A 23,925-nucleotide genomic window follows, 5' to 3' on the forward strand; every position below is an offset into this window, starting at 1 on the left:
CATGCGCGACGGGCCCGCCGTCGTGCTTGGACAAATCAGCGACCTGCCGTGTGCAACTCCGGCTTCTTGACCGGCAGCAGTAGGGCAAGGCCGATCACGAGCACCACGACGATTCCCAAGATGCCCCAGCGCTGGCTGCCAAACTGGGTGATGAACAGGGTGAACAAGACCGGAGCCAGAAACGAGACAGCCCTGCCGGTGGTGGCGTAGAGACCGAACAGCTCACCTTCCTGCCCTTCCGGAGCCAGCCGGCCAATGAACGTGCGGGCCGAGGACTGCGCCGGGCCGACGAACAGGGTCAACAGCAGCCCAAATATCCAGAACGCAGTCTTCCCTTCCAGGAAGAACAGGGCGGTGGCGCTGACGATCAAGCCGACAAGGGACGTGACGATGACGGCTTTCGGGCCGACTTTGTCGTCAAAGAACCCCGCTGAAAGCGCCCCGATGGCCGCCACCACGTTGCCGGCGATCGCAAAGATCAGCACGTCCCCGGGCTTGAAGCCGAAAGTTCCCACGGCGATGATTGCGCCAAACGTGAAGATTGCGGCCAGGCCGTCGCGGAACACTGCGCTGGCGATGAGGAAGAACAAGGTGTGGCGGGATGTGCGGCTCAACCGCACGATGGTGTGCCACAGTTCCAGGTAGGCCCGGAAGAAGCCGATCTTGGACATGTTCGGATTGCGCGGGGCCTCTGGGATGGCAAACATGACGGGGATGGCGAAGGCAATGATCCACAGTGCTGAAAACACGGCCACGGCCCGGTAGGTCATGCCGTCGGCACTGGTGATGCCAAAGATGCCCACATCGGGCTTGACCAGCGCAAAGTACACGAACAGCAGGGCCACGATCCCGCCCAAGTAGCCGGCAGCCCAGCCGAAGCCGCTGATCTTGCCGATGGTGGTCTTGGTGGAAATCTGCAGAAGCATGGCGTTGTAGTTCACGCCGGCAATTTCAAAGAACACATGACCGGCGGCGATGAGCAGGCAGCCCAGCAGCAGGTAGGACTCGTGCGGCTGGACAAAGAAGCAGGCTCCGGTCAGCAGGGCCACAATGAGTGTGTTGATGCCCAGCCACAGTTTGCGTCGTCCGCTGTGGTCGGTGCGCTGCCCGGTGACAGGGGCCAACAGCGCAATGGCCACGCCGCCCAGAGCAGTGGTCAAACCAAGCACGGCCGACGCCCTGTCCGGCCCGCCGAAGGCGTCGCCTGTCAGGTACAGAGCCGTGAAGATGAACGTGGTCATGACGGCGTTGAAAGCCGCACCGCCCCAGTCCCACAGCGACCACGCGATGATCTGCCACGTGGTTCCAGGCTTTTTGAACTGCTCTGCGGTGGGGAAAGCCGCAGCGGGAGGGGGGTTCGTCATATGCCACATGTTATCTGGCCCACTGTTCGCAATGGCGAAGGCGCCACACCGGGCATCTTGCCTTGGTAGGCTGTAGAAGGCCAATAGCGGCCTTTCCCGTGACTCGCTCATTTCCGGCCCGAACCATGTGGAGCCACCAGTGTTGATTGTCCTCTGCGCACACTTCCTCGTGGCCGTTTTCGCGCCCATTTTATTTGCCAAATGGGGCCGTTCGGCCTTCTATTTCCTTGCGGCAGTCCCCGGAATCAGCTTCATCTGGCTCATTACACAATACAAAAACGTGTATTCGGAGACCCTTCCAAGCCCGGCGCTGGATGTTGACTGGGTTCCTGCCCTGGGCCTGCACCTCTCCTTCAGGATGGACCAGCTTTCCTGGCTGCTGTGCCTGTTGGTCCTCGGTGTTGGTGCGCTGGTGCTTGCCTATTGCGCCAGGTATTTCAAGAGCGGTGACGCTGGCCTGCACGGCTTTGGTGCCCAGCTGCTGGCCTTCGCCGGTGCCATGTTTGGTCTTGTGACCGCGGATAACTTGATACTTTTGTATGTCTTTTGGGAACTGACAACAGTGCTGTCCTACCTGCTGATCGGCTACGCCCGCACCCGTATTGCCGCACGGCGCGCAGCCCTGCAAGCACTCATCGTGACGACGTTTGGTGGCCTCGCCATGCTGGTGGGGCTGATCATGCTCGGTGAAAGCGCCGGCACCTACAGCCTTTCGTCAATCTTGGCCAACGCCCCTGGACTGGTGGCGGCAACCGGCGGTGCCAGGACGGTGCTGGACGTTGGCATTGCCTTGATTCTGGTGGGAGCGCTCACCAAGTCGGCACTGATTCCCTTCCATTTTTGGCTTCCTGGCGCCATGGCCGCGCCCACCCCTGTCAGTGCCTACTTGCACGCGGCAGCGATGGTCAAGGCGGGCATCTACCTCATTGCACGCCTGGCGCCAGGGTTCTCGCAGACCAGCTACTGGCAGCTCATGATTGTGGTGCTCGGGCTGGGGACCATGCTTCTGGGCGGTTGGCGCGCCCTGCGCCAGCACGACCTCAAGCTCATTCTGGCGTACGGCACCGTCAGTCAATTGGGGTTCCTCGCGCTGGTTGTTGGACTGGGCAGCCGAGAAGCGGCCATGGCCGGCCTTGCGCTTGTACTTGCCCACGGCCTGTTTAAAGCCTGCCTGTTTCTTGTGGTGGGTATCATCGACCACCAAAGCGGCACCCGCGACATCCGTGTACTGTCAGGGGTTTTCAAATCGGCCCCTAAACTGGGAGTGGTGGCCTTCATCGGAGCAGCCTCCATGGCCGGGCTGCCTCCGCTGGCAGGTTTCATCGCCAAGGAAGGTATCTTCCAAGCATTTCTGGCCTCCGCGGCGTACGGACCGGTTGGACCCGTCATTGGCTGGACCGTCATGGTAGGCATGGTGGCGGGTTCGGTGCTTACCTTCGCCTACAGTGCCCGTTTCCTATGGGGTGGGTTTGGTCAGAAATCCAAGGGAATGGCAACAGCGTTCAAGCCAGTCGGCTGGTTGTTCCTTGGGGCACCGGCTCTGCTGGCGGTGCTGACGCTGCTGTACGGACTGCTTCCGGAGATCGTTGAACGGTGGATCAAGCCCTACAGTATGCAATTCCCCGCCTACGATCCCAACGGCCTGCATCTGTTGCTGTGGCATGGGTTCACCCCCGCACTGGGCCTGAGCGCAATTGTGGTGGTATCCGGTCTTGCATTGTTCTTCCTGCGCACCAAGCTCGAAATTCTCCAAGGCAAGATTCCGCCTGTGATTGATTTTGAGCGCGGTTACCGCCAGGCCATCGTGGTGCTGGACATGGTGGCCATTTGGGTCACCGGACGCACTCAGCGCGGGTCCTTGTTCTTCTACCTTTCGGTGATCCTGGGAACGGCCATTACAGCCGTAATTGCGGTACTGCTGCTCAGCGAACAGACATGGCCTGAAGATATATATCTGGTGGACATGAAGTCCCCGTTCCAGGTGATCGCCGGCGTCGTCATTGTCATCGGCGCCATTGCCGCGGCCAGGGCGAATAAGCGTTTCACGGCCGTGCTGATGATCTCGGTGACCGGTTATGGGCTCGCCCTGCTCTTCGCCCTTCAAGGGGCGCCGGATTTGGCGTTGACCCAAATGCTCGTCGAAACCATCATCTTGGTGGCGTTTGTGCTTGGCATGCGCTCACTGCCGCCAAGCATGCTCGAACGGGGAGCCGGCGGCCACCGGATCCTTCGCATGGTTCTTGGTGTGGCGTTCGGGACCACCATGGTGGTGGTTGCCATGGTTGCCATGGGTGCGCGCATCCACGACCCCGTCAGCTTGAGTCTGCCGAAGTTGGCATACGAGGGCGGTGGCGGTCTCAATGTTGTCAACGTGACCCTTGTGGACATTCGCGCCTGGGATACCTTTGGGGAGATCTCCGTTCTCGCCATTGCGGCCACCGGTGTGGCCAGTTTGATCTTCGTCCGTGGCCGTGGACAGCGTCTGCCCCGCGCGGAGACCGTGGAAACAGGGAGCGTTGGCAAACTACCAACGGAAACGTTTCAGGCAACCATCCATCTCGCCAAGCGGTTTGCGGCTTCTCGATCGAATCCATGGCTGGTCGCCGGGCGAACGTTGGCGCCGGAGCGGCGCTCAATCATCATTGAGGTGGTCACCAGGCTGCTCTTCCACAGCATGATCGTCATTTCCATCTACCTCCTGCTCGCGGGCCACAATAACACCGGTGGAGGCTTTGCCGGTGGACTGGTGGCCGGGCTTGCCCTGACCATCCGTTACCTGGCTGGAGGCCGTTTTGAGCTGGCTGAGGCTACCCGGATCACGGCGGGAACGCTGCTGGGGTTGGGGTTGGCCATGGCAGCGTTGACGGCCATCACGCCGCTGTTCTTTGGTGGGTACATCTTCCAAAGCGCCATCCTCTCCTTCGATCTGCCCATCTTCGGGCACGTGAAGTTTGTGACCTCCACCGTCTTTGACATTGGCGTGTACCTGGTGGTGGTGGGCTTGGTGATCGACGTTCTGCGCAGTCTGGGTTCTGAGATTGACCAACACGAAGAGGATGGCATTGGCAGCATGGAGCTGATCGAGGATGACGAACCGTTGGAGGTTGGCCAATGAGCGTGAACTTGACGCTGCTCCTTGTCATGGGTGTGCTGTATGCCGTGGGAATCTACCTGCTGCTTGAACGAAGCCTCACCCGTGTCCTGCTGGGGTTGATGTTGCTGGCCAACGCCACCAACCTGCTTTTGCTGACAACCGGCGGCTATGCCGGGTTGGCTCCCATTTTCAACAAAGACATGCCAGCTGCGGCATACAATGATCCTTTGCCTCAGGCCTTCATTTTGACCTCCATTGTGATCTCCTTCGCCGTTACCGCATTCATGCTCAGCCTGATCTACCGTGCCTGGCTGCTGAGCCGTGCAGATCACATCTCAGTGGACTTGGAGGATCTGCGCGTCGCTCGACAGGACCTCTACGACGACGAGGAAGATTCCGAGATTGCCATTGAGGTCTCCGACTTCCATGAAAACCTGCAACCGCTGGGGAAGCGGGAAACTATTCGAGGCATGGGTCCTAGGCGGCCACGGCCGCCCCATGGCAAGGAGGGCAAGGAATGAACGTCGCCCACTTAGCCCCGCTCGCCGTCGTACTGCCGTTCCTGGGCGCCGCGCTGGCTTTCGTCTTGATCAAGCACCCGCGCGCCCAGCGCCGGGTCAGCCTGGGCACCCTCACCATCACCCTGGCGCTTGAGGCATGGGTTCTTGCCAGCGTGTGGACCACCGGACCTGTCGCCGTGAAGCTTGGCGGTTGGGAACCGCCGTTTGGAATCGTGATGGTGGTGGACCAGTTCTCCTCACTGCTGCTAGTGATCTCCTCGGCAGTGAGCCTGGCAGTCCTTGCCTACGCCACGGGACAGGGCGCCGCGGACGGTGAAGAGGGTGGGCCGGTTTCGATCTTCCACCCGACGTACTTGATCCTTGTGGCGGGGGTGTCCAATGCGTTTCTGGCCGGAGACCTGTTCAATCTGTATGTGGGATTCGAGATTCTCCTGACCGCCAGTTATGTCCTGATGACGTTGGGTGGAACGGGTTCGCGCATCCGTGCCGGCATCACGTATGTGGTGGTCAGTGTGGTGTCCTCGCTGCTTTTCCTGATCGCGATAGCCATGGTTTACGGGGCAACGGGGACGGTCACGTTGGCGGATTTGGCGCTGAAGCTTGGTGAACTTGACCCGGGAACACAGAATGTCCTCCACATCCTTTTGCTGGTGGCCTTTGGGATCAAGGCGGCGGTCTTCCCGCTGTCCTTCTGGCTTCCGGACTCCTACCCCACGGCTCCGGCACCCGTGACGGCCGTGTTCGCCGGACTGCTGACGAAGGTTGGCGTGTATGCCATCATTCGAACGGAAACGTTGTTGTTTCCCTCGGAGCGCTTCAACTCCTTGCTGCTCGTTGTGGCCCTGCTGACGATGATCGTGGGCATTCTCGGCGCGGTGGCACAGACCGACATCAAGCGGATGCTCTCCTTCACCTTGGTGAGCCATATCGGGTACATGATTTTCGGCGTCGGACTTGCGTCGGTGCTGGGACTGGCTGCGACCATCTTCTACGTGATCCACCACATCACCATCCAAACCAGCCTGTTCATGGTTGCGGGGCTGGTGGAACGGCGCGGAGGCAACTCCTCCATCGCGCGACTGGGCGGGCTGGCGAAGCTGTCGCCCATACTGGCGGTGCTGTACTTCATCCCGGCCATGAACCTGTCCGGAATCCCGCCGTTCTCCGGATTTCTCGGCAAGCTGGGGTTGTTGCAAGCCGGGGTGGCCGACGGCTCTGCGATGGCGTACGTGTTGGTGGTGGGAGCCGTGGTGGCAAGCCTGCTGACCCTGCTGGTCATGGCTCGGGTGTGGAACAGGGTGTTTTGGCGCAGCACGTTCGACGCCGAGAATCCAGACCCCGTCCTGCTGGCCACCGCGCCAGACGCCTCCGGCGTGCCTTCGATGCGTGCGCTGCGCACCAGCAAGCATGTTGATGCAACCGAAGGACGTTTTTCGGGTGAAAATGAGATCCCCATTTTGCCCAACATGATGTTGTATTCAACGGCGGGGCTGGTAGTGCTTGGCCTGGCCATGACGGTGTTTGCCGGACCGCTCTTTGACCTGAGCCAGGATGCGGCTGCCGGCATGCTTGACCGCACGCCCTACATTGAAGCGGTCCTCGGCGCCGGAGCGGGAACTCCATGAGGGGCACAAAGAACGGCGCCGCGAAGCACGCCGACCGAAGGCCGTGGATCATGAAACGGCTGCCCCTGCTCGTGTGGCTGGTCCTCGTGTGGGGCGCCCTCTGGCAGGATTTCAGTGCCGGAAACCTGATCTTTGGCGCATTGATCGCACTTGCCGTGGCACAGGCTTTTTACCTGCCACCCATCGAGCTGAGTGGACGCTTCAACTGGCTACGTGGGTTGTTGTTCATGCTCTGGTTCATCCAGCAGGTCATGATTGCCAGCTTCCAGGTGCTGTACTGGGCAGTCGTCAAGGGGCCGCGGATCCGCAACGCCGTCATCGCCGTGCCCTTGCGCAGCCCCTCGGACCTGCTCATGACAGCAGTCGGCCACGTGTTGTCCCTCATCCCGGGGTCACTGGTGGTGGAGGTGGATAGAGGGTCTGCAACTTTGTACGTCCACGCCATGAACGCGCCCACGCCTGAGAGCGTGGTCAAGGTTCGCCAGGGAATTCAGGACATCGAAGCGAGGCTGATCCAGGTCATGGGCACCAAGGAGGAACTGGCGGCAGTGAACGCGGAAAGAGCAGGGGCGCCACTGCTCACCCATGCGGGGGAGCAGCAACCATGAGCATTGTTGTCATAGTGGTTGCCGTGCTGCTTTCGCTGGCAGCTTTGGGTACTATCTACCGCATTGCCAAGGGACCGTCCCTGCTTGACCGCGTCATTGCCGCCGATGTGCTGTTGGCGATCTTTGGTGCTGCGCTCGCTACGGAGATGGCGCTGAACCAACACCTGGGCAACATGGCGCTGCTGGTGGTGCTGACTGTCATTGGTTTTGTTGGTTCCGTCACCGTGGCGCGCTTTGCGGTGCACAGAAAGGAGGACGGATGAACACGTTGCTCGACGTCCTGACAGGAGCCTGCTTGGTGGTGGGCGCCATGATGAGCCTGGCAGCAGCCATTGGCTTGCTCCGTTTTCCGGATTTGATGAGCCGCATGCACGCCGCGACCAAGCCGCAAGTTCTGGGCCTGCTGCTCATGCTTGCAGCGGTGGGTCTGCAAATGCGGTCGTGGGCGTTATTGCCGCTTTTGCTGGTTGCGTGGCTGTTCCAGCTGCTTACGGTTCCAGTGTCTGCCCACATGGTGGGCCGGGCCGGGTACCGCACCAAGCATCGCCGCCCCGAAATGCTCAGTGTTGATGAGCTTGACGACGTGGTGGCGGCAGTTATTGAGGACGAGTCCCCGAACTCCTGAACTTCTTGGAGGAATTTCTGCGCGAGATGCCACTTGTGGTGCCCAAACTTACGTTTTGGACACCACAAGTGGCATCTCGCGATGGTTTAGACCTCTTCGGGGTGCTTGTTGAAGCGCGCGATGGCCTTTTGTGTGGTGCGCTGGGCCAGGGTCTGAATAATGGCGGCAACGACCGAAGAAACCAAGGCGAACGTCAAGGCCGAGCGGAGGCTGTTCTCCAAGTCGGCGCCGTCCTTCGGCGGCTCGTCGCCCGTGCTCTTTTTCCAGATCGTGTCCACGAGCTTGCTGGCGACAAATCCTGCGCCCAGGCTCACTCCGGTCCCGAGCAATTTGAAAACGATGTTCATAAAAGACTCCTCAGTGTTTGGCTGGGCCCGTGGAGGGCAAAAACCTTAGAGTCAGCCTATCCGTTCCCGCTTCGCCTGCAAGTATTTTCTGGCCGCGTTGTACTGCCCGCTCAGCGCCGCCACAGCCAAGTTACTGATTGTGAGAGTGGATATCGCGCCTTTGCGGTTGTCGAGGTAAACTGAAAACGCAATTCAAAACGACAGGGGAGCGTCCACCCGACTTGGGTGAGAGCGCTGAGAGTGCGGTTTACCGCAGACCCTCGAACCTGCTCCGGTTAGTACCGGCGAAGGGAGTCGAGTTCTCTTTGACTGCGCGGACGTTCCGTCGCAGCCACCCCTCCTGTGAAGGAGGAAACATGAGCAAGTCTTTGGCGGGCGAAAACACCGCTGCTAACAACCAGACACCCCGTAACCAAGCACCCGGCAACAAAGTCGCGTCCAAAAGCAGCTGGCGGGTTGTGGACATCGTGGTGGTGTCTGTTCTCGGCGTTGCCGTGGGCGTCATTTTCTGGCTTTGGTCTGCCGGCTACGGTTTTATCGCAGCCTTTACCGTTGCCTTCCCTCCCTCCGCTGCACTGTATGGCGGTGGCTGGCTGATCGCCGGAGTGCTGGGTGGGTTGGTGATCCGCAAACCTGGTGCGGCACTTTTTTGTGAGCTGATCGCAGCAACTGTCGAGGGGTTCCTGGGGACGCACTTCGGCTTTGTTGTGCTGCTCTCCGGACTGGCCCAGGGCCTTGGCGCCGAACTGGTATTCGCGGCCTTCCGCTACCGCAAGTTCAACCTACCGGTGGCTCTGTTGGCCGGAGCCTTGTCAGGTTTGGCGATGGGCGCGGTGGACAGCCTGGTGTACAACGTTGCATGGGCCTTGGAATGGAAGCTCGTCTACATTGTGCTGGCCATGATCTCCGGTGCCGTCATTGCCGGTCTGCTGTCTTGGCTCGCCGTGCGTGGTCTGGCCCGGACGGGCGCGCTTGCCAACCTGCCCTCACGCGGGGCCGCCACCGAACGAGCGCTGTAGCCATGAACGCTGAGCCAAACCGGGTTGCCCCGGTGCGGATTCAGGCACGGGACTGGGGCTGGCAGCATTCAGGCCGCCGCAACCGTGCCGTGCACGGCCTTGACCTGGTGATCGAACCGGGCGAGCGGGTGCTGTTGCTCGGCCCTTCCGGGGCCGGAAAGTCCACGCTCTTGCATGCTTTGGCTGGTGTGTTGGGTGCGGATGAAGATGCCAGTGAGAGTGGTGAGCTGCTCATCGACGGTAGTCCGGTAGCTGAATCGCGGGGCCGGGCCGGCCTCATGCAGCAAGATCCCGATGCGCAAGTGGTGCTGTCACGCATTGGCGACGACGTTGCCTTTGGAGCAGAAAACCTGGCCGTCCCGCGCGAGGAAATCTGGCGCCGTGTTCCGGCAGCACTTGAATCCGTGGGCCTGAAGCTGCCTCTTGACCATTCCAGTTCTGCCCTGTCAGGTGGACAGAAGCAGCGCCTCGGCCTGGCCGGCATCCTTGCCATGCGCCCCGGCCTGTTGTTGTTGGATGAGCCCACGGCCAACCTTGACCCTGCCGGTGTGGTGGAGGTCCGCGACGCCGTGCGCCATAGCTTGGATGAAACCGGGGCAACGCTGGTGGTGGTGGAGCACCGCGTCTCGGTATGGCTTCCGGTGGTGGACAGGATTGTGGTGCTGGCCCCTGCAGCACTCGGCGAGCCCGGCGGCGTGCTCTTTGATGGCCCGCCTGCAACCGTGTTGGCCCAGAGCCGGGAACTGTTGGCGGCTGCCGGAATTTGGATCCCCGGCCACATCCCCGCCGTGCGGCCGCGCACGACGGCTGCCTCCACGCTGATGGAGTCAAAGCTGAAGGAGTCAGGACTGGGGACGTCCGACGCCGGACTGCAGCTCCTGCTCGAAGCGGAGGCCCTCGCTGTCTCCCGCACCAAGGGACGGAAGCGGCACCCGGTGGTGCCGGTCGCCGTCGTACCGCAAGTGCGGATCAGTGCCGGCCAGGCGTTGAGCGTGACGGGACCCAACGGGTCGGGAAAGTCGACGTTGGCCTTGACGCTGGCCGGGCTGCTGGCCCCGGCTGGCGGGCGGTTGGAGGCGAGCCCTGCACTGGCGCGCGGGGTGTCAACGTCGCCGCTGAAGTGGCGCGGCCGTGAGCTGATCAGCAGAATTGGCACCGTGTTCCAAGAGCCCGAACACCAATTCGTGACAGGCACCGTGCGCGATGAACTACTTTTTGGTCCGCGGCTGCTGGGACATGGCGAAGATTCCGTGGAGGAGTTGCTGGTGCGGCTACGGCTGGAACACCTGGCGGACGCAAACCCGTTTACCCTCTCCGGCGGCGAAAAGCGGAGGTTGTCGGTTGCGACCGTCCTGGCTGCCAGCCCGCAGGTGCTTGTTTTGGATGAACCGACTTTTGGCCAGGACGCCAACACTTGGGCGGAGCTGGCGTCACTTTTGACCGAGCTATTGGATGCTGGCACTGCGGTGGTGTCGGTGACGCACGATGCTGCCTTCAGCGCAGTTCTGGGTGGAGACCGGCTTATCCTGGGTGATGTTTCACACCCGGTTGAGGTTGAGGTCAATAACGTCTCCGCGCCGATCGTCAGCCCGCCGAAGGTGCCCGAACCGGACGTGGCGAAGTCGTCAGCCAGTACGGAAGGGGTCCGCTCATGAGTGTCGACATCATGGCGGCCCCGCGATCACGCGCCTGGCTGTCCCGCGCGAACCCCCTGGCCAAGTTGGGGGCGGGCATAGCCGTCACCATCGTTCTGCTCGTCAGCGTCGACTGGGTATCCGCAACAGTTGCCCTCGTGCTTGAATTCGCGCTGCTGCCGCTGGCCGGACTCAGTGCGCGCATGCTCATCATGCGGGGTTGGCCCATCCTGATGGGCGCTGTAGTGGGTGGTTACGGGACGGCACTGCTGGCGCCTAAAACTGGCGAAATGCTGCTTGCGTTGGGGCCGGTAACCCTCACGACCGGTTCAGTGGAAGCCGGAGTTGCCATTGCTTTGCGTGGTCTGGCGGTGGCGCTGCCCGGGATTATTGTGCTGGCTTCAACGGACCCCACGGACCTTGCTGATGCTCTGGCCCAAAAGTTGCGGCTTCCACACCGTTTTGTTTTGGGGGCACTTGCGGCCATGCGTCTTGTGGGACTGCTGGTGGCTGAATGGCAGACGCTGGGCATGGCACGCCGAGCCCGCGGGGTGGGAGGCGAACCCGGCTTTTTCAGTAATCTGAAGGCACAGTTGGGGCAAGCCATGGCATTGTTGGTGCAGGCGGTGCGGCGGGCCTCCCGGCTGGCTGTCACGATGGAGGCCAAAGGCTTCGGCGCCGGCCCACGAACCTGGGCGCGGGAATCGACTTTCGCCAGGCATGACCTCTGGGTAGTGGCTGGAGGGTTGGTGATTGCGGCCGTGTCGGTGAGTGCCGCCGTCGCGCTTGGAACATGGAATCCGGTGTTCGGCTAGAGCGGACGAGAACGGCAGCCCGGCCAAGGTTGCGGATGAAATGCGCGGCGTGGTTTTTCTTGCGCAGCCGAGGCCGGGGTACCGTTAAGGGGTTGTGCCGTGCAGAATAGCTAAACCTTAATTAGACCATCGAATTTATCGCATGAAGTGGCTATTTTTCAAAGGATATTGCGATAACTGTCCAAAAGGTCACATAATTCCAGGAAAATATGCATCCTGTGATATAAATATGCTTATGACTCAAATGGCTGCGGAATCTGTTGGCGTATTGGTGCGAGATGCACGCACCGAAAAGGGCTGGACCCAGGGCGAATTGGCGACCCAGCTGGGCACAAGTCAAAGCGCCGTGGCCCGGATGGAACAGGGCAAGCAAAACCTGAGCCTGAAAATGATCCAGCGCATGGAATCGCTGCTGGAAGCCAACCTTTTCAACGTGGGCGCCGTTTCCAAGAATGCCGTCACCCACCTGCGTGTGCAAGGTGGCCGCAGACTTTCCGGCAGTGTGGATGTCAACACCAGCAAGAACGCTGGGGTGGCCCTGCTGTGCGCCAGCCTGCTTAACCGTGGCACCACAATATTGCGCAGCTTGGCCCGCATTGAAGAGGTCAACCGCATCGTTGAGCTGTTGACCTCTATTGGTGTCGAGTGCCACTGGCTGGAAAACAACGACCTGCAGATCCGCCGCCCGGCTGTGCTGGACCTGGCCGCCATGGACATTGCCGCAGCGAAGCGGACGCGCAGCGTCATCATGCTGCTGGGCCCGCTGCTGGACGAGCAGGAAACCTACCGCATCCCCTACGCGGGCGGCTGTGACCTCGGTACGCGCACCGTTGAACCGCACATGCAGGCGCTGCGCGAATTCGGTCTCATCGTCAACGCGCATGACGGGTTTTACCAGGTGCATGCGCCGGCCAGCGACACTCTGGACCGGACCTTTGTGTTGACCGAACGCGGCGACACCGTGACTGAGAACGCCATCATGGCCGCTGCGCACCGCGAAGGTACCACCGTGATCCGCAATGCCAGCCCCAACTACATGGTGCAGGACTTGTGCTTTTACCTGCAGGGCTTGGGCGTCAACGTCGAGGGCGTTGGCTCAACAACCCTAACCATCTCCGGCAAGTCCCGCATCGACGTGGACATTGAATACGCGCCCTCCGAAGATCCCATCGAGGCCATGAGCCTGATCACCGCCGGCATTGTGACGAAATCCGAGGTCACTGTGCGGCGGGTTCCCATTGAGTTCATGGAAATTGAGCTCAAGGTCCTGGAGCAGATGGGCTTGCGCTACCTGAAGTCCGCCGAGTACACGGCACGGAACGGAAAAACCCGGCTCGTGGACATCACCACGCTGCCCTCCGAACTCAAGGCAGCACCGGACAAGATCCACCCCATGCCCTTCCCCGGCTTGAACATTGACAACCTGCCGTTCTTCGCCGTCATTGCCTCCTGCGCCGAAGGCACCACCCTGATCCACGACTGGGTCTACGAAAACCGCGCCATCTACTTGACGGAACTGAACCGACTCGGTGGCCGGGTGCGCCTGCTGGATCCGCACCGCATCGACATCGTCGGCCCCGTCTCCTGGCGTGCGGCCGAAATTGGCTGCCCCCCGGCACTGCGCCCCGCCGCCTGCATCCTGTTGGCTATGCTGGCAGCCAAGGGCACCAGCGAGCTGCGCAACATTTACGTCATTGAACGCGGCTACGAGGATCTGGCTGAGCGCCTGAACACTGTAGGGGCCGAGATCGAGTACTTCCAGGACTAATACCCCTGACGTACGACGCCGGGAGGTCACCTTTTTTGTAAAAAGGTGACCTCCCGCTTTGGCTGACAGCTGCGTGGAGACTAGATGGCGGCTAGGGCGTGTGCCAAATCCGCGCGTAGATCCCCAATGTCCTCCAGCCCCACCGACAAACGCAGGAACCCGTCGCTGAGCCCAATCGCTGCACGGCCGTCCGGACCCATGGCGCGGTGCGTGGTGGTGGCCGGGTGGGTGATGAGGGACTTTGCGTCGCCCAAGTTGTTGGAGATGTCAATGATTTCCAGCGCGTTGAGCAGTCTGAAGGCAGCGTCCTTGGTGGTGCCGTCGGCTGGCTTGGCCAATTCAAACGTCAGCACGGTGCCGCCAGCCTTCATCTGTTTCATGGCGAGCTCGTACTGCGGGTGGGATGGCAAGTGCGGGTACAGCACGCGGCTGACCTGCGGTTGCGTCTCGAGGAACTCGCCCAAGGCCAGCGCGTTGTTGCAGGAGTGGTTCACGCGCAGGCTCATGGTCTCCAAGCCTTTTGCCAGCACCCAGGCGTTGAACGCTGAAAGTGCCGGCCCGGTGTGACGCATCAGGTTCTTGACGGGTCCGTCAATGAACTCCTTGGTACCCAAGATGGCGCCGCCAAGGACACGGCCCTGCCCATCGATGTGTTTGGTGCCGGAGTACACAATGACATCCGCACCAAAATCGCCACAGCGCTGCAGCAACGGCGTGGCGAAAACGTTGTCGGCCACCACCTGGGCACCGGCTTCGTGGGCGAGGTCGCACACGGCCTGCACATCAATGATTTCCTGCATGGGGTTGGACGGGGATTCAAAGAAGACTGCCGTGGTGGGAACTGACAACGCTTCACGCCATTGTGCCAAGTCCGGACCGTCCACAAACACGGTTTCCACACCCCATCGCGGCAGAAGTTCGTTCAGGATCACAAAGCACGAACCAAACAAGGAACGTGAAGCGACAACCCGGTCACCGGCACCCAAAAGAGCACCGAGTGCCGTGAACACGGCCGACATGCCGGATGCGGTGGCGAAGCAGGCTTCTTTTCCTTCAAGTAAGCGCAGTCGCTCTTGGAACGTGGCCACCGACGGGTTTCCGTAACGGGAATAGACAAACCTCTCAACTTCACCGGTGAAGGCCTGCTCGGCGGCTTCAGCGGATTCATAGACAAACCCGGAATTCAAGAAGATGGCCTCGGAGGTTTCCCCGAAGTTGCTGCGGTCAAGCCCGCCGCGTACGGCCTGTGTGTCCTCGGCCCATGTGGCCGCGTGCTCATTAAAGTTGCTCAATTGCTTATCCTTGGCGTTTGCTGGGGTGGCTTGTGTGGATGTGTTGCTAACGCCACGGCAAGTCACTATTTTTCCAGCCATTGACAACCCTGTCGCCATAGCGGTCGGGTACTCCCTCGAAGCCTTCCAATACGTTGTAGGCCGTGTAGCCGGCGGCTGTGGCTGCTTCGGCAGCTGCGATGGAGCGGGCACCGGAGCGGCACAGAATCACAAGGGGTTTGTCGGTGGGCACTGCGGCCTGCAAGTCGGAAAGGAATTGTGGGTTGTTGGTACCGCTGCCCAGGTTCCATTGAATGAAGACGGGTTCGCCATCGAGAGTTGAGGTGTCCGGGACGCCAATGTGGGCCCACTCACCCTCAGTGCGCACGTCCACCAACACAGCTCCGGCAACAAGGTGCTCCCATGCTGCCGCTGGGGCAAGGTCTCCTGCGTAGTTCACGCGATGCCCTCGCCGTCGAACTCGAGCTCGGCGTCCAGTGCGTCAACGGCCGTGGCCACGGCTGCATCGCTGGTGGCAACTGCCTGCGGGAGGATGATGGCCTGGGCACAAATGACGTTTGTGCCGTTGAAGGTCACGGCGGGTCCGCCATGGAGCACATATCCTTCGGTGAGAGCGGTGGAAATGCGCTCACAAAAAGTTCTGTCGTCAGGGCCGGTAATGAGCCGGTAGGCCAAGGGGGATTCGTCCGCAGACATGGGTTCTCCTCATTGCAAGTCGCTGTTGGTTGCAAGCGGGAGCTGGTGACGGTGCCCAAGAGTCGGCTGTGGAAGCCCACCATAAGTTGTGTTCACGCTTGCAATCCTCAGCCGTTGATAACTGGGTTTGCCGAGTATTCACCTGAGGCACCCCGCCGGAAAGAGGGTTGCCGTCCAGCAAGTCAGGGCTTGGCGCTGGCACTCATTACTCCCCTTGAAAGTAGCACGGGACCCTGTGGGGAGCGGTAGTTTTGGACGGCCATGTGGCGTAACATGACGAGGTTTCGCAAACTGCGTGACTACCTCTCGATGGCGACGGTGTTGACGGCGTCCTGCGGTTGATCAGTTCAGCGAGTGTCGATGGCATGATCTAGCCATGACACTCTCGCGCGGATTTGCTGCCGTACGCTTCGCCTTCGGAGCAGCAACGTTGATTGCGGTTGCCATCCAGCTGGCGATTCACGTTGGCCACGGTTTTAGTGTGCTGAACTTCTTCAGCTATTTCACCAACCTCTCCAACATTTTCGCCGCCGTCGTGCTTGTGGTTGAAGCCGTGCTGACGTGGCGGGGGAAGGCCGCAGGCCCGCTCTGGGACTTGTTGCGCTGTATTTCGGTGGTGTGCATGGCTCTGGTTGGGGTGGTGTTTAGCGCCTTGCTGCGCGATGTTGACCTGGGCTCGCTGCTGCCGTGGATCAACACGTGGCTGCATTATGTCATGCCTGTTATTGTGGTCGCCGACTGGCTCATTCAGTCGCCGCGCAACCCGATCCCGCTGAAAAGCCTGGGGATTGCCGTGGTCTTTCCACTGGCGTATCTGGCATATTCGCTCACGCGCGGGGCGGTCATCAACTGGTATGCGTATCCGTTTCTGAACCCCGCCATTGGCGGCTATGGTGCCGTTCTTGTGACCTGCCTTGTCATTGCGGTGGGTTTCATCCTCACGAGTGTGGTGATCATCGTGTTGGGCAACAAGCTGCGCCCGCTGGTTCCTCCACGGTCTGTACCCGCGGGCCACTGACCGCAGAACTCAGCACGTTCTGGAATCCCTTAAAACACAGGAAATGGCATCAATGGCCTTGGCCTCTGGATAAATCCTTGGAACGCGCTAGGCTCTGTTCAAGCGGACAAGGGGGCGGGAAATTGCTTCCGCGGTCAAGTCCGCCTCCCAAGTGCGGCCCTGTCAATGCGGCAGAGCGCGCGGCAGGCGGAGCGTGCTTCGTCGGGTGAGAACATTGCAACGTCAACCTGAGGACGAGAGATGACGAGCGAGCCAGTTGCCGCCAGCGCTTCCAAGCGTCGATTGAGCGATATCGTTCCGCTCCTCAGAAAGTTCCCGGCAACGGCAGCACTGGTGCTGCTCGTCATTGTTGCCACCGTTGCCACGGGTGGGCTCAGTGGCGGCCCAGCTGAAGACGTGCTGGCAGCCGTTGGCCTGAACCTCGACGGCGTCTGGGGAACCTGGTGGACGCTGCTGGTGAGCGCCTTCTTTGCCGGCTCCTGGCTAGTTTTTCTCTTGTCACTTGTTACCGTCGCTATTGGCGTCGGCACTGCCGAACGCACCGTAGGAACATGGCGGGCCGTCGCCATGTTCCTGTTGGGAAGCGTGGTCAGTGCAGTGGTGTTGTCGGTCGTGGTGGCATGGGGCACTGTGAGCAATGACGTGTGGCTGGGGTTCCTTGGGGGCAACTATGTGGTGGGTGCCTTTGGTGGCGCCGCCACAGCGCTTGGAGCGGCCACGGCATCCTTGAACAATTTGTGGCGTCACCGCGTTCGTACCTGGCTGGTGGCGTCCGCCATCATGTTTGCGCTCTATGTAGGGACTGCAGAGACGCTGCAGTTCTTGACCGGTGCCGTAGTTGGCGTCTTGGCCGGGCGCCTGCTCGGTACGGGGAGGCGGCTGCACACCGGAAAGCTTTTCGTCCGGCCGTCGTTGCGTGAAGCCCGGTTCCTGCTTGCCACCATTGTCGGGGTATTTGCGATCGGACCGCTGCTTTCCCAAGTCACCGTTAGTTTTGCAGTTGGTCCGCTGTCCACGGTGGAGCTTTTGATGCTGCAGGGCCGCCCGGATGCCGATGAGCTGCGTGAAATGTGCGACACAGACGCAGCGTGCATCAGTTTGCAGTCAATAGCGGGTGTCAACAGTATCGGGGCAGTGGTGCTCTCCATGATTCCGCTGTTGCTGTTGCTGATGTGTTCCGAAGGCCTGCGCCGGGGGCGTCGCCTGGCGCTCTGGACGGCTGTGGTGATCAATGCTGTGGTGGCTGTGGTGGTGCTGTTCGTGTTTGTGCAGTTCCTCGTGTCGGCTGAAATGGCGGCGGGAGATATTGATAAGGGCTTCCTGGCGATCTACATCCTGCCTGCCGCCGTGGTTCCAGCCGGCATAGCAGTGCTGCTGCTTGTGAACCGCGGGAAGTTTCAGGTCTCCCCGGGCATTCACGCAGCCAAGAAGCTGTTGCGGTCCATCCTGTGGGTGACTGTTGTGGTGGTTGCCCTGTACGGGGTGGTGTGGTTTGTGGAAGGGAACTTGGGTCGGCTGAACATTGGTGACCTGCTGGCGCAGCTGGTCCACATACTCATTCCCTTCCCGCTGCCCTTTGTGGTCCGGCTTCCCCAGGGGTTCATGACTGTGCTGGTCTACGGATTCGGCGGGGCGGTCGTGTGGGTAGTGTTTGGGGTGCTGGCATACAGAAACCTGCGGTTGTACAGCTCAGCCACGGCAGAGTCTGCTGATGGCGGTGCCAAAGTCCGCGAGCTGCTTCAGGACGGTGGCGGCTCCCTGTCATGGATGGCCTTATGGGAGAACAACTCCTACTGGTACAGCGCGGATGGGAACAACGCAGTTGCCTACCAGGTGCACAACGGGGTCGCCTTGACCGTCAGCGGGCCTTTCGGCGCAGTTGACGGGCAGGGCCCTGCTGCGAGGAACTTTGTTGCCTACTGCGTAGAGCAGGGTCTGATCCCGTGCTTCTACTCCGCAACGAACCAAGTGGGTGAGGCCTTGGAAGGACTGCATTTTGAGGCACTGGAAGTCGCCGAGGAAACGCTGCTGAACGTTGAGGCCATGACGTTCAAGGGGAAGGAATGGCAGAACGTGCGCACCGCACTGAACCGGGCAAGCAAACTCGGCATTGAGGACCGCTGGTACGCATACTCTGCCATGCCTCCAGGAATCAGGGCCCAGTTGGCGGAGATCTCCGAAGAATGGGTGTCGGACAAGTCTCTGCCGGAGATGGGCTTCACCCTCGGTGGGCTCGACGAACTCAAAGATGACCACGTCCTGTGCTGCGTGGCGGTCGACGACGACGGGCTGGTTCATGGTGTGACGAGTTGGCTGCCGGTGTACACGAACCGGGAGATCTCCGGATGGACGCTGGACTTCATGCGGCGGCGCACGGATGGGTTCAAGGGAGTGATGGAGTTCCTCATCGCCTCTGCAGTGACCCATTTCAAGGAAGAGGTCCCGATGATCTCACTGTCCGGTTCGCCGCTGGCCAATGCTGGCGAAGTCACCTCGGACGCGGAGCAGTCCGTGGTTGAGAAGGTTTTGGGCATGCTGGGCAACGCCTTGGAACCCATGTACGGATTCAAGTCCCTGGCTGCTTTCAAATCGCGTTTCCAGCCGGAGCACCGGACGCTCTACATGTTTTACCAAGATCCTCTGGCGCTGCCGGCCATTGGCCTGGCCATCACGGCGGCATACCTGCCTGGCCTCTCCGCCCGCCAAAGCGCAGGGTTCCTGCGTCAAATGACAGCCCGGGAATCCGCGCAGGAGTCGGCCGGCTAAACGAGGCTCTGGCCCCTACAGGGTCTGTGCGAGCAGCACGCTGAGCTCTTCAGTGAGCTGTGCCCGGACTTCCGGGACACCAATACCCTGCCTGTCGATCGTGTTGACGGGGGCCAGAAGCCGCAAGCTGGAGATCAGCCAGACTGCGTCCGCATCGAGCAGGTCCGCGGGCGTGACTGGCCCGTAGCCCAGCTCCCATCCAGCCTCTTTGGCAGCGGCAAACAGTGCTCCCTGTGTGGTGCCGGGCAGGATGCCGGTGTCCAGATTCGGGGTAATGAGCCGCTTAACGGGAACGCCGGAGTCGTCGGAGACGTGTGCCAACAAGACGGACGACGTCGCACCCTCCAACACGAGTGCGTCGCCACTGGTGAAAATCACGTCGTCCGCGCCAAGGTTGTGAGCGTGGCGCAGGGCTGCCATGTTCACAGCGTAGGAGAGGGTTTTTGCACCCAGCAACAACCAGGGTGCGCGGGCTGCCACATCACTGTCGTAGCCGCGATCGAGCAAAATTACCTCGATCCCCTGGGCCCGTTGTTGTGCCAATGCTGGTGAGATGGCCGCAACCTGCACCCAGGCAGTTGGTACATTGGCGCCTTCCGGACCTCGGGTGGCGATGAGCTTCACAACAGCCTGGCCCTCATCGCCAGCATCGCGCACGTAGGCTGCGAGGGCGGTGGTGATGGCCGCCCGCCACACACCTTCGGCAGGAATCTGTAAATCCATGATGTGCGCGGACGCGGCCAAACGGTCAAGGTGTGACTGCTCTTTGCGCGGCACTCCGTTAACGGCCAGCATGGACTCAAAGACCCCGTCCCCCCGAGTGACGCCTTGGTCCGTGGCCAAAATGGTCGGGGATGCGGCGTCGGCCAAGCGACCAGCGGGGTGGGCGGGATCCAAAAACACCAAAACTGTCATGCTCTAGAGCTTAGCTGCCTTGTGTAAGCGACTTGCCAAACGTAAATGCCCTGACCAAGCCGACAATGCCCAGGATGATGAGCATGATGGCGGTGACGAGCAGCAGCCACTGTGCCGTCCATACGGGGACCACCAGAACGACGATCCCTGCGAGCACGCTGAGTGCACCAAACACAATGGCCCAGAGACGGGTGGAGCCCTTTCCGGCCTCGGCAATGGCGATGATCCCTTCGATGATCCAGCCAATGCCAATGAAGATGACGGTGAAGATCAACAGAGCTTCGCCGGTGGCGGCGGCATTGCGCAATGTAATGACACCCGCCACCAGAATCAACAGGCCAAGGAGCACGTCAAGAATGCGCAGACCGGTGGAAAGGCTGTGACTGAAAATGCCCAACGCCACTTTCACTGCGCCCGTGATGAGGAAGTTGATGCCTAGGAACACGGCCACCACAGCGAGGGTCTTGCTGGGCCACAGCAGGAGGAGGATGCCTAGAATCAATGCTGCAGCACCACTAATGGCAAAAGCTGTGCGTAATCCCTTAATAGCTTTGTCGGCAAGCTTTTGTGGGTCCAGCGAGAAAATATCGACGGATACTTGAGGGTTTTCGGAACTGCTCATGACGAATCTGCTTTCTATGGAAATCAACGGCTGATGAGGCTCATCCTAGACGGTGCTCCGCAAGCTTCTACGGCGGGGCCACAGCCGCCGTGATTACGATTAGGCTGGTGTCACCTGCAAAGGCGAAAAGCCTGCAAATTGGGACTTTTTGAGGGGAGAGCTGCGTGGTTTGGACGGTGTTCAGCCTACCGATTGCCAGCACCTGGCTTTCAGTGCTCGTGTTGCTGGTGGATTTGGCCATCCGACTTGTGGTTCTCGGTGTCATCCCAGGCAATCGCCGCCCCACCACGGCCATGGCGTGGCTTTTGTGCATCTTCTTCCTTCCCTATATCGGCCTGATTTTATTTCTCATGTTTGGCAACTTTCGGCTTTCCCGACGACGGAGGGAGGCACAGGACGCCGTCAATCTCCGCATCTTGGAGGGGACCAAGAATATTGCGGCGCTGGTCCCTGAATATCATGGACCGGCGTGGGTGAAATCAGCCATGGAATTGAACCAAAATTTGGGCTATTTTCCGGCGCTGGGTGGCAACAAGGTTCAGCTGATTGAGGGCTACCAGGATTCCCTGGACGCCATGGCTGATGAAGTCAGTAGAGCCACCAACTACGTCAACGCAGAGTTCTACATTATGAGCTCTGACGCCTGCACTGAACGGCTGTTCGCAGAATTGGAAGCAGCCGCCGAGCGGGGTGTGCGGGTCAGGGTGCTCTTTGACCACATTGGTTCGCTTCGGGTACCTGGCTACCGTGGAATGATCCGCCGGCTCAAGGCAAGCCAGATTCAGTGGCGGCGCATGCTGCCTTTGCTCCCGGTCAAGGGCCAGTGGCGCAGGCCCGACCTGCGCAACCACCGGAAGATTCTTGTCATCGATGGACGCGTTGGGTTCACCGGGTCCCAAAACATCATCGAACCTTCCTATCGCAAGAAGCGAAACCACACCGTGGGACGCAAGTGGGTTGAACTGATGACGCGTTTGGAAGGACCCATCGTGGGTACTTTGAACGTCATGTTTGCCACCGATTGGTCTGCAGAGACGGAAGAGTCGCTTGAGTCGCAGCTGGCAACCTACCATTGGGATTCCTTCGCCACCGGCCCGCTGTGTCAGGTAGTGCCCAGCGGTCCCGGGTTCATCACCGAAAACAACCTGCGCTTGTTCAACACCTTGTTGTACTCGGCTGAAGAGTGCATCACCATCTCCAGCCCCTACTTCGTTCCAGACGACTCGCTGCTGTATGCCATCACCACCGCCGCCCAGCGTGGAGTTGTGGTGGAACTCTTCGTTTCAGAGGTGGGCGACCAATTCCTTGTTCATCATGCCCAGCGTTCGTATTATGAGGCTCTGCTCAGGGCCGGTGTCCGCATCTTCCTGTATCCCAAGCCGCTGGTGCTGCACGCCAAGCACTTTACGGTGGACTACGATGTGGCCGTGATTGGCTCCTCGAACATGGACATGCGCAGCTTCTCCCTGAACCTTGAGGTGACGGTCATGATGATTGACAGTGATGTGGTGCGGCAGATGCATGCCGTGGAGGACCATTACCGTTCAATTTCACGTGAGCTGCACTTGGAGGAATGGGTCAAGCGGCCGATTCTGGCCCGTTATGTGGACAACGTAGCCCGCTTGACTGCCACCTTGCAATAAGTTGCTGAAGTAAATACGCACCTTTGCCGCACATGCGGGGAATGGTTACGCCGTTTAAGCGGGCAAGGTGCGTTTGGGCGTCAAGGTGCGTTTATGCGGGTCTCAACACGGGAAATCGGCGCCGAGGGTGGATAAAACGCCGTATGCCTTGGCCTGGATCTCCTGCCATTCCGCCTCGTCCTGGGAGTCTGCCGTGATGGCACCGCCGATCCCCAGCGAGAGGTGTGTGCCGCCGTCGTGCGTGTCCTGGAGGACCAGTGTGCGGATCACCACGGACAAATCCAAGGCGGCATTGAGCGAAAAATAGCCGATAGCCCCGGAATAAATGCCGCGGGGTCCGGCCTCAAGGGAGTCGAGGATGGCCATGGTGCTGATTTTTGGGGCACCCGTCATGGACCCTGCCGGGAACGCCGCGGCGAGAGCCTGCGCACGCGAGCTGCCCGGGGCTAATTGCGCTTCGATGGTGCTGACCATCTGGTGCACGGTGGCGTAACTTTCGATGGCGCACAGCCGTGGGACCGTCAATGATTCGGGCAGGGCGAAATGGGAGAGGTCGTTGCGTAGGAGGTCCACGATCATGACATTTTCGGCGCGGTCCTTCAACGACGTGGCCAAATCCTGTTTGAGCGCGTCGTCAATGTCCGGGTTGACGTCGCGGCGGCGGGTCCCCTTGATGGGTTCGGCTCGCATGAGACCCTCCGAGCTGATGCGCAGAAAGCGTTCAGGGGACGTACTGCAAATGCTCAGTGAATTTAGCCGCATGAACGCTGCAAACGGTGCAGGACTGCGCTTCCGCAACGCAGCATAGGCCGCCCACGCGTCCACCTTGTCGGGTGTGCGGGCTTCCAATTGGGTGGTCAGGCAGATCTCGTAGGAGTTGCCGTCATAAATCTCTGCCTGTGCTGCAGCGATCATCTCCTTGTAGCGCAGCTCCCCGTCACGGGCAGTGAAGTGGGGGATCGGTGTGACAGCCGGGGGAGCGGCGGCGGGCTTATTGCCGGTGGTGGTGCCGTGTTCTGCGGTGTGGATGGCGGAGCGGACGCTGGCCAGGAATTCCTTCGCCTCAGCGGAAGACGCCGGATGCTGGATGCTGGTCAGTGATAAGACGTAGAGGCAGTCATCGTGGTGATCCAGGACCACTGCCAGGCCGGCAAAGAGTAAGGCTGCGGCAGGCAGCGGCAGGGGGCCGGCCGTGCTAGGAGAACTTACCTGAGCAGTTGCCGCACCACCTGTTTCGGCTTTGAGCTCATACCCCAAATAGCCCAGCCAGCCAAGGGTGAAATCGGCGGGATAGTGCTCGGGGGCGCGCACGGCTTTGCGTCCCCATACCGAATCCAACCAGCTGAAGAACGGCCCTTCTATGCGAGCCGTCACCTGCCCTGCGGCCACCGTTGTTATAGCCGAGTCATGCCGGGCAAGCTGGCCGAAGCAGCCGGAGTCATCGGCCATGATGGAAAACCGTGCCCGGTCAGCACCGGCGGGGGCCTTCCCAGGTGCAGTTGGTGGGGAACTTTCCGCGATGGAACTGTCCAGCCAGACCGCATTGCCTGAAC

General features: G+C 60.6%; 21 protein-coding genes and 2 riboswitches. Of the genes, 13 read left to right on the forward strand and 8 right to left on the reverse strand.

From position 1 onward, the window contains the following. Window positions 1-35 precede the first annotated feature (35 nt). The gene (locus tag Q4P21_RS09135; protein WP_303388471.1) at window positions 36-1,364 is read right to left on the reverse strand and encodes an MFS transporter; all 1,329 of its coding nucleotides are present in this window, start codon (window positions 1,362-1,364) and stop codon (window positions 36-38) included. A 139-nt stretch (window positions 1,365-1,503) separates the two neighbouring features. Here Q4P21_RS09135 and Q4P21_RS09140 point away from each other — a divergent pair, with 139 nt between their 5' ends. From Q4P21_RS09140 to mnhG, 6 genes are read left to right on the forward strand one after another with little or no spacing between them, the layout of a single operon-like run. Then, window positions 1,504-4,479, forward strand: a complete 2,976-nt coding sequence (locus tag Q4P21_RS09140) for a Na+/H+ antiporter subunit A (RefSeq protein WP_303388472.1) — start codon at window positions 1,504-1,506, stop codon at window positions 4,477-4,479. Further along, a complete protein-coding gene (locus Q4P21_RS09145; protein WP_303388473.1) occupies window positions 4,476-4,979 on the forward strand; it encodes a Na(+)/H(+) antiporter subunit C in 504 nt (167 codons plus the stop codon). The genes Q4P21_RS09140 and Q4P21_RS09145 overlap by 4 nt, the downstream gene beginning before the upstream one ends. Beyond that, window positions 4,976-6,604: a Na+/H+ antiporter subunit D gene (locus Q4P21_RS09150; protein WP_303388474.1), complete on the forward strand. Its 1,629-nt coding sequence runs from the start codon at window positions 4,976-4,978 to the stop codon at window positions 6,602-6,604. Before Q4P21_RS09145 ends, Q4P21_RS09150 begins: the two co-directional genes overlap by 4 nt. Window positions 6,605-6,654: 50 nt before the next feature. Continuing rightward, entirely contained in the window at window positions 6,655-7,212 is a 558-nt protein-coding gene (locus Q4P21_RS09155) for a Na+/H+ antiporter subunit E (RefSeq protein WP_303388475.1), read from the forward strand. Beyond that, window positions 7,209-7,475, forward strand: coding sequence for a monovalent cation/H+ antiporter complex subunit F (locus tag Q4P21_RS09160; protein ID WP_303388476.1), 267 nt, complete (start codon window positions 7,209-7,211; stop codon window positions 7,473-7,475). Before Q4P21_RS09155 ends, Q4P21_RS09160 begins: the two co-directional genes overlap by 4 nt. Continuing rightward, window positions 7,472-7,837: a monovalent cation/H(+) antiporter subunit G gene (gene mnhG / locus Q4P21_RS09165; protein ID WP_303388477.1), complete on the forward strand. Its 366-nt coding sequence runs from the start codon at window positions 7,472-7,474 to the stop codon at window positions 7,835-7,837. The genes Q4P21_RS09160 and mnhG overlap by 4 nt, the downstream gene beginning before the upstream one ends. A gap of 86 nt (window positions 7,838-7,923) precedes the next feature. On the opposite strand, the gene Q4P21_RS09170 is transcribed toward mnhG, so the two are convergent. Beyond that, window positions 7,924-8,184 (reverse strand): DUF4235 domain-containing protein, encoded by a 261-nt coding sequence (locus Q4P21_RS09170; RefSeq protein WP_207344918.1) that lies wholly within the window; start codon window positions 8,182-8,184, stop codon window positions 7,924-7,926. Window positions 8,185-8,376: 192 nt separating this feature from the next. Then, window positions 8,377-8,494, forward strand: a riboswitch (TPP riboswitch). A 46-nt stretch (window positions 8,495-8,540) separates the two neighbouring features. Here Q4P21_RS09170 and Q4P21_RS09175 point away from each other — a divergent pair. The 4 genes from Q4P21_RS09175 (at window position 8,541) to Q4P21_RS09190 (ending at window position 13,420) form a co-directional block, all read left to right on the forward strand. Then, the gene (locus Q4P21_RS09175; RefSeq protein WP_303388478.1) at window positions 8,541-9,203 is read left to right on the forward strand and encodes an ECF transporter S component; all 663 of its coding nucleotides are present in this window, start codon (window positions 8,541-8,543) and stop codon (window positions 9,201-9,203) included. 2 nt (window positions 9,204-9,205) lie between these two features. Further along, entirely contained in the window at window positions 9,206-10,858 is a 1,653-nt protein-coding gene (locus tag Q4P21_RS09180) for an ABC transporter ATP-binding protein (protein ID WP_303388479.1), read from the forward strand. Further along, the gene (locus Q4P21_RS09185) at window positions 10,855-11,652 is read left to right on the forward strand and encodes an energy-coupling factor transporter transmembrane protein EcfT (protein WP_303388480.1); all 798 of its coding nucleotides are present in this window, start codon (window positions 10,855-10,857) and stop codon (window positions 11,650-11,652) included. Before Q4P21_RS09180 ends, Q4P21_RS09185 begins: the two co-directional genes overlap by 4 nt. A gap of 235 nt (window positions 11,653-11,887) precedes the next feature. After that, the gene (locus tag Q4P21_RS09190; RefSeq protein ID WP_303388481.1) at window positions 11,888-13,420 is read left to right on the forward strand and encodes a UDP-N-acetylglucosamine 1-carboxyvinyltransferase; all 1,533 of its coding nucleotides are present in this window, start codon (window positions 11,888-11,890) and stop codon (window positions 13,418-13,420) included. An 80-nt stretch (window positions 13,421-13,500) separates the two neighbouring features. Here Q4P21_RS09190 and Q4P21_RS09195 read toward each other — a convergent pair whose 3' ends face one another. From Q4P21_RS09195 to Q4P21_RS09205, 3 genes are read right to left on the reverse strand one after another with little or no spacing between them, the layout of a single operon-like run. Next, window positions 13,501-14,712, reverse strand: coding sequence for an O-succinylhomoserine sulfhydrylase (locus tag Q4P21_RS09195; RefSeq protein WP_303388482.1), 1,212 nt, complete (start codon window positions 14,710-14,712; stop codon window positions 13,501-13,503). A 46-nt stretch (window positions 14,713-14,758) separates the two neighbouring features. Beyond that, window positions 14,759-15,151, reverse strand: coding sequence for a rhodanese-like domain-containing protein (locus Q4P21_RS09200; RefSeq protein WP_303388483.1), 393 nt, complete (start codon window positions 15,149-15,151; stop codon window positions 14,759-14,761). Continuing rightward, the gene (locus Q4P21_RS09205) at window positions 15,148-15,408 is read right to left on the reverse strand and encodes a DUF1737 domain-containing protein (RefSeq protein ID WP_303388484.1); all 261 of its coding nucleotides are present in this window, start codon (window positions 15,406-15,408) and stop codon (window positions 15,148-15,150) included. The genes Q4P21_RS09200 and Q4P21_RS09205 overlap by 4 nt, the downstream gene beginning before the upstream one ends. Window positions 15,409-15,497: 89 nt before the next feature. Then, a riboswitch (SAM riboswitch) is annotated at window positions 15,498-15,618 on the reverse strand. 166 nt (window positions 15,619-15,784) lie between these two features. On the opposite strand from Q4P21_RS09205, the gene Q4P21_RS09210 reads away from it, so the two are divergent. Beyond that, complete coding sequence (locus tag Q4P21_RS09210) at window positions 15,785-16,426, forward strand: Pr6Pr family membrane protein (protein WP_303388485.1); 642 nt, start codon at window positions 15,785-15,787, stop codon at window positions 16,424-16,426. A 240-nt stretch (window positions 16,427-16,666) separates the two neighbouring features. Further along, window positions 16,667-19,192: a bifunctional lysylphosphatidylglycerol flippase/synthetase MprF gene (locus tag Q4P21_RS09215; RefSeq protein ID WP_303388486.1), complete on the forward strand. Its 2,526-nt coding sequence runs from the start codon at window positions 16,667-16,669 to the stop codon at window positions 19,190-19,192. 15 nt (window positions 19,193-19,207) lie between these two features. On the opposite strand, the gene Q4P21_RS09220 is transcribed toward Q4P21_RS09215, so the two are convergent. Beyond that, a complete protein-coding gene (locus tag Q4P21_RS09220) occupies window positions 19,208-20,107 on the reverse strand; it encodes an aminodeoxychorismate lyase (RefSeq protein WP_303388487.1) in 900 nt (299 codons plus the stop codon). Window positions 20,108-20,117: 10 nt separating this feature from the next. Beyond that, the gene (locus Q4P21_RS09225) at window positions 20,118-20,729 is read right to left on the reverse strand and encodes a DUF308 domain-containing protein (RefSeq protein ID WP_303388488.1); all 612 of its coding nucleotides are present in this window, start codon (window positions 20,727-20,729) and stop codon (window positions 20,118-20,120) included. 176 nt (window positions 20,730-20,905) lie between these two features. Between Q4P21_RS09225 and cls the strand changes: the two genes are divergently transcribed. Continuing rightward, the gene (gene cls / locus Q4P21_RS09230) at window positions 20,906-22,372 is read left to right on the forward strand and encodes a cardiolipin synthase (RefSeq protein WP_303388497.1); all 1,467 of its coding nucleotides are present in this window, start codon (window positions 20,906-20,908) and stop codon (window positions 22,370-22,372) included. Window positions 22,373-22,474: 102 nt separating this feature from the next. Here the strand turns inward: cls and Q4P21_RS09235 are convergent. Further along, on the reverse strand, window positions 22,475-23,925 hold a 1,451-nt coding region (locus tag Q4P21_RS09235; RefSeq protein WP_303388489.1), incomplete at its 5' end, for an anthranilate synthase component I family protein.

The organism is Arthrobacter sp., assembly GCF_030540645.1.
Classification (GTDB): domain Bacteria; phylum Actinomycetota; class Actinomycetes; order Actinomycetales; family Micrococcaceae; genus Specibacter.

Bases quoted from the DNA above. Each gene is read 5' to 3' on its own strand.
- Q4P21_RS09205 (WP_303388484.1), bottom strand. From the start codon at position 15,408: ATGTCTGCGGACGAATCCCCCTTGGCCTACCGGCTCATTACCGGCCCT.
- Q4P21_RS09225 (WP_303388488.1), bottom strand. From the start codon at position 20,729: ATGAGCAGTTCCGAAAACCCTCAAGTATCCGTCGATATTTTCTCGCTG.
- Q4P21_RS09185 (WP_303388480.1), top strand. From the start codon at position 10,855: ATGAGTGTCGACATCATGGCGGCCCCGCGATCACGCGCCTGGCTGTCC.
- Q4P21_RS09180 (WP_303388479.1), top strand. From the start codon at position 9,206: ATGAACGCTGAGCCAAACCGGGTTGCCCCGGTGCGGATTCAGGCACGG.
- Q4P21_RS09170 (WP_207344918.1), bottom strand. From the start codon at position 8,184: ATGAACATCGTTTTCAAATTGCTCGGGACCGGAGTGAGCCTGGGCGCA.
- Q4P21_RS09145 (WP_303388473.1), top strand. From the start codon at position 4,476: ATGAGCGTGAACTTGACGCTGCTCCTTGTCATGGGTGTGCTGTATGCC.
- Q4P21_RS09150 (WP_303388474.1), top strand. From the start codon at position 4,976: ATGAACGTCGCCCACTTAGCCCCGCTCGCCGTCGTACTGCCGTTCCTG.
- Q4P21_RS09215 (WP_303388486.1), top strand. From the start codon at position 16,667: ATGACGAGCGAGCCAGTTGCCGCCAGCGCTTCCAAGCGTCGATTGAGC.
- Q4P21_RS09135 (WP_303388471.1), bottom strand. From the start codon at position 1,364: ATGACGAACCCCCCTCCCGCTGCGGCTTTCCCCACCGCAGAGCAGTTC.
- mnhG (WP_303388477.1), top strand. From the start codon at position 7,472: ATGAACACGTTGCTCGACGTCCTGACAGGAGCCTGCTTGGTGGTGGGC.
- Q4P21_RS09220 (WP_303388487.1), bottom strand. From the start codon at position 20,107: ATGACAGTTTTGGTGTTTTTGGATCCCGCCCACCCCGCTGGTCGCTTG.
- Q4P21_RS09160 (WP_303388476.1), top strand. From the start codon at position 7,209: ATGAGCATTGTTGTCATAGTGGTTGCCGTGCTGCTTTCGCTGGCAGCT.
- Q4P21_RS09210 (WP_303388485.1), top strand. From the start codon at position 15,785: ATGACACTCTCGCGCGGATTTGCTGCCGTACGCTTCGCCTTCGGAGCA.
- Q4P21_RS09175 (WP_303388478.1), top strand. From the start codon at position 8,541: ATGAGCAAGTCTTTGGCGGGCGAAAACACCGCTGCTAACAACCAGACA.
- Q4P21_RS09155 (WP_303388475.1), top strand. From the start codon at position 6,655: ATGAAACGGCTGCCCCTGCTCGTGTGGCTGGTCCTCGTGTGGGGCGCC.
- Q4P21_RS09190 (WP_303388481.1), top strand. From the start codon at position 11,888: ATGACTCAAATGGCTGCGGAATCTGTTGGCGTATTGGTGCGAGATGCA.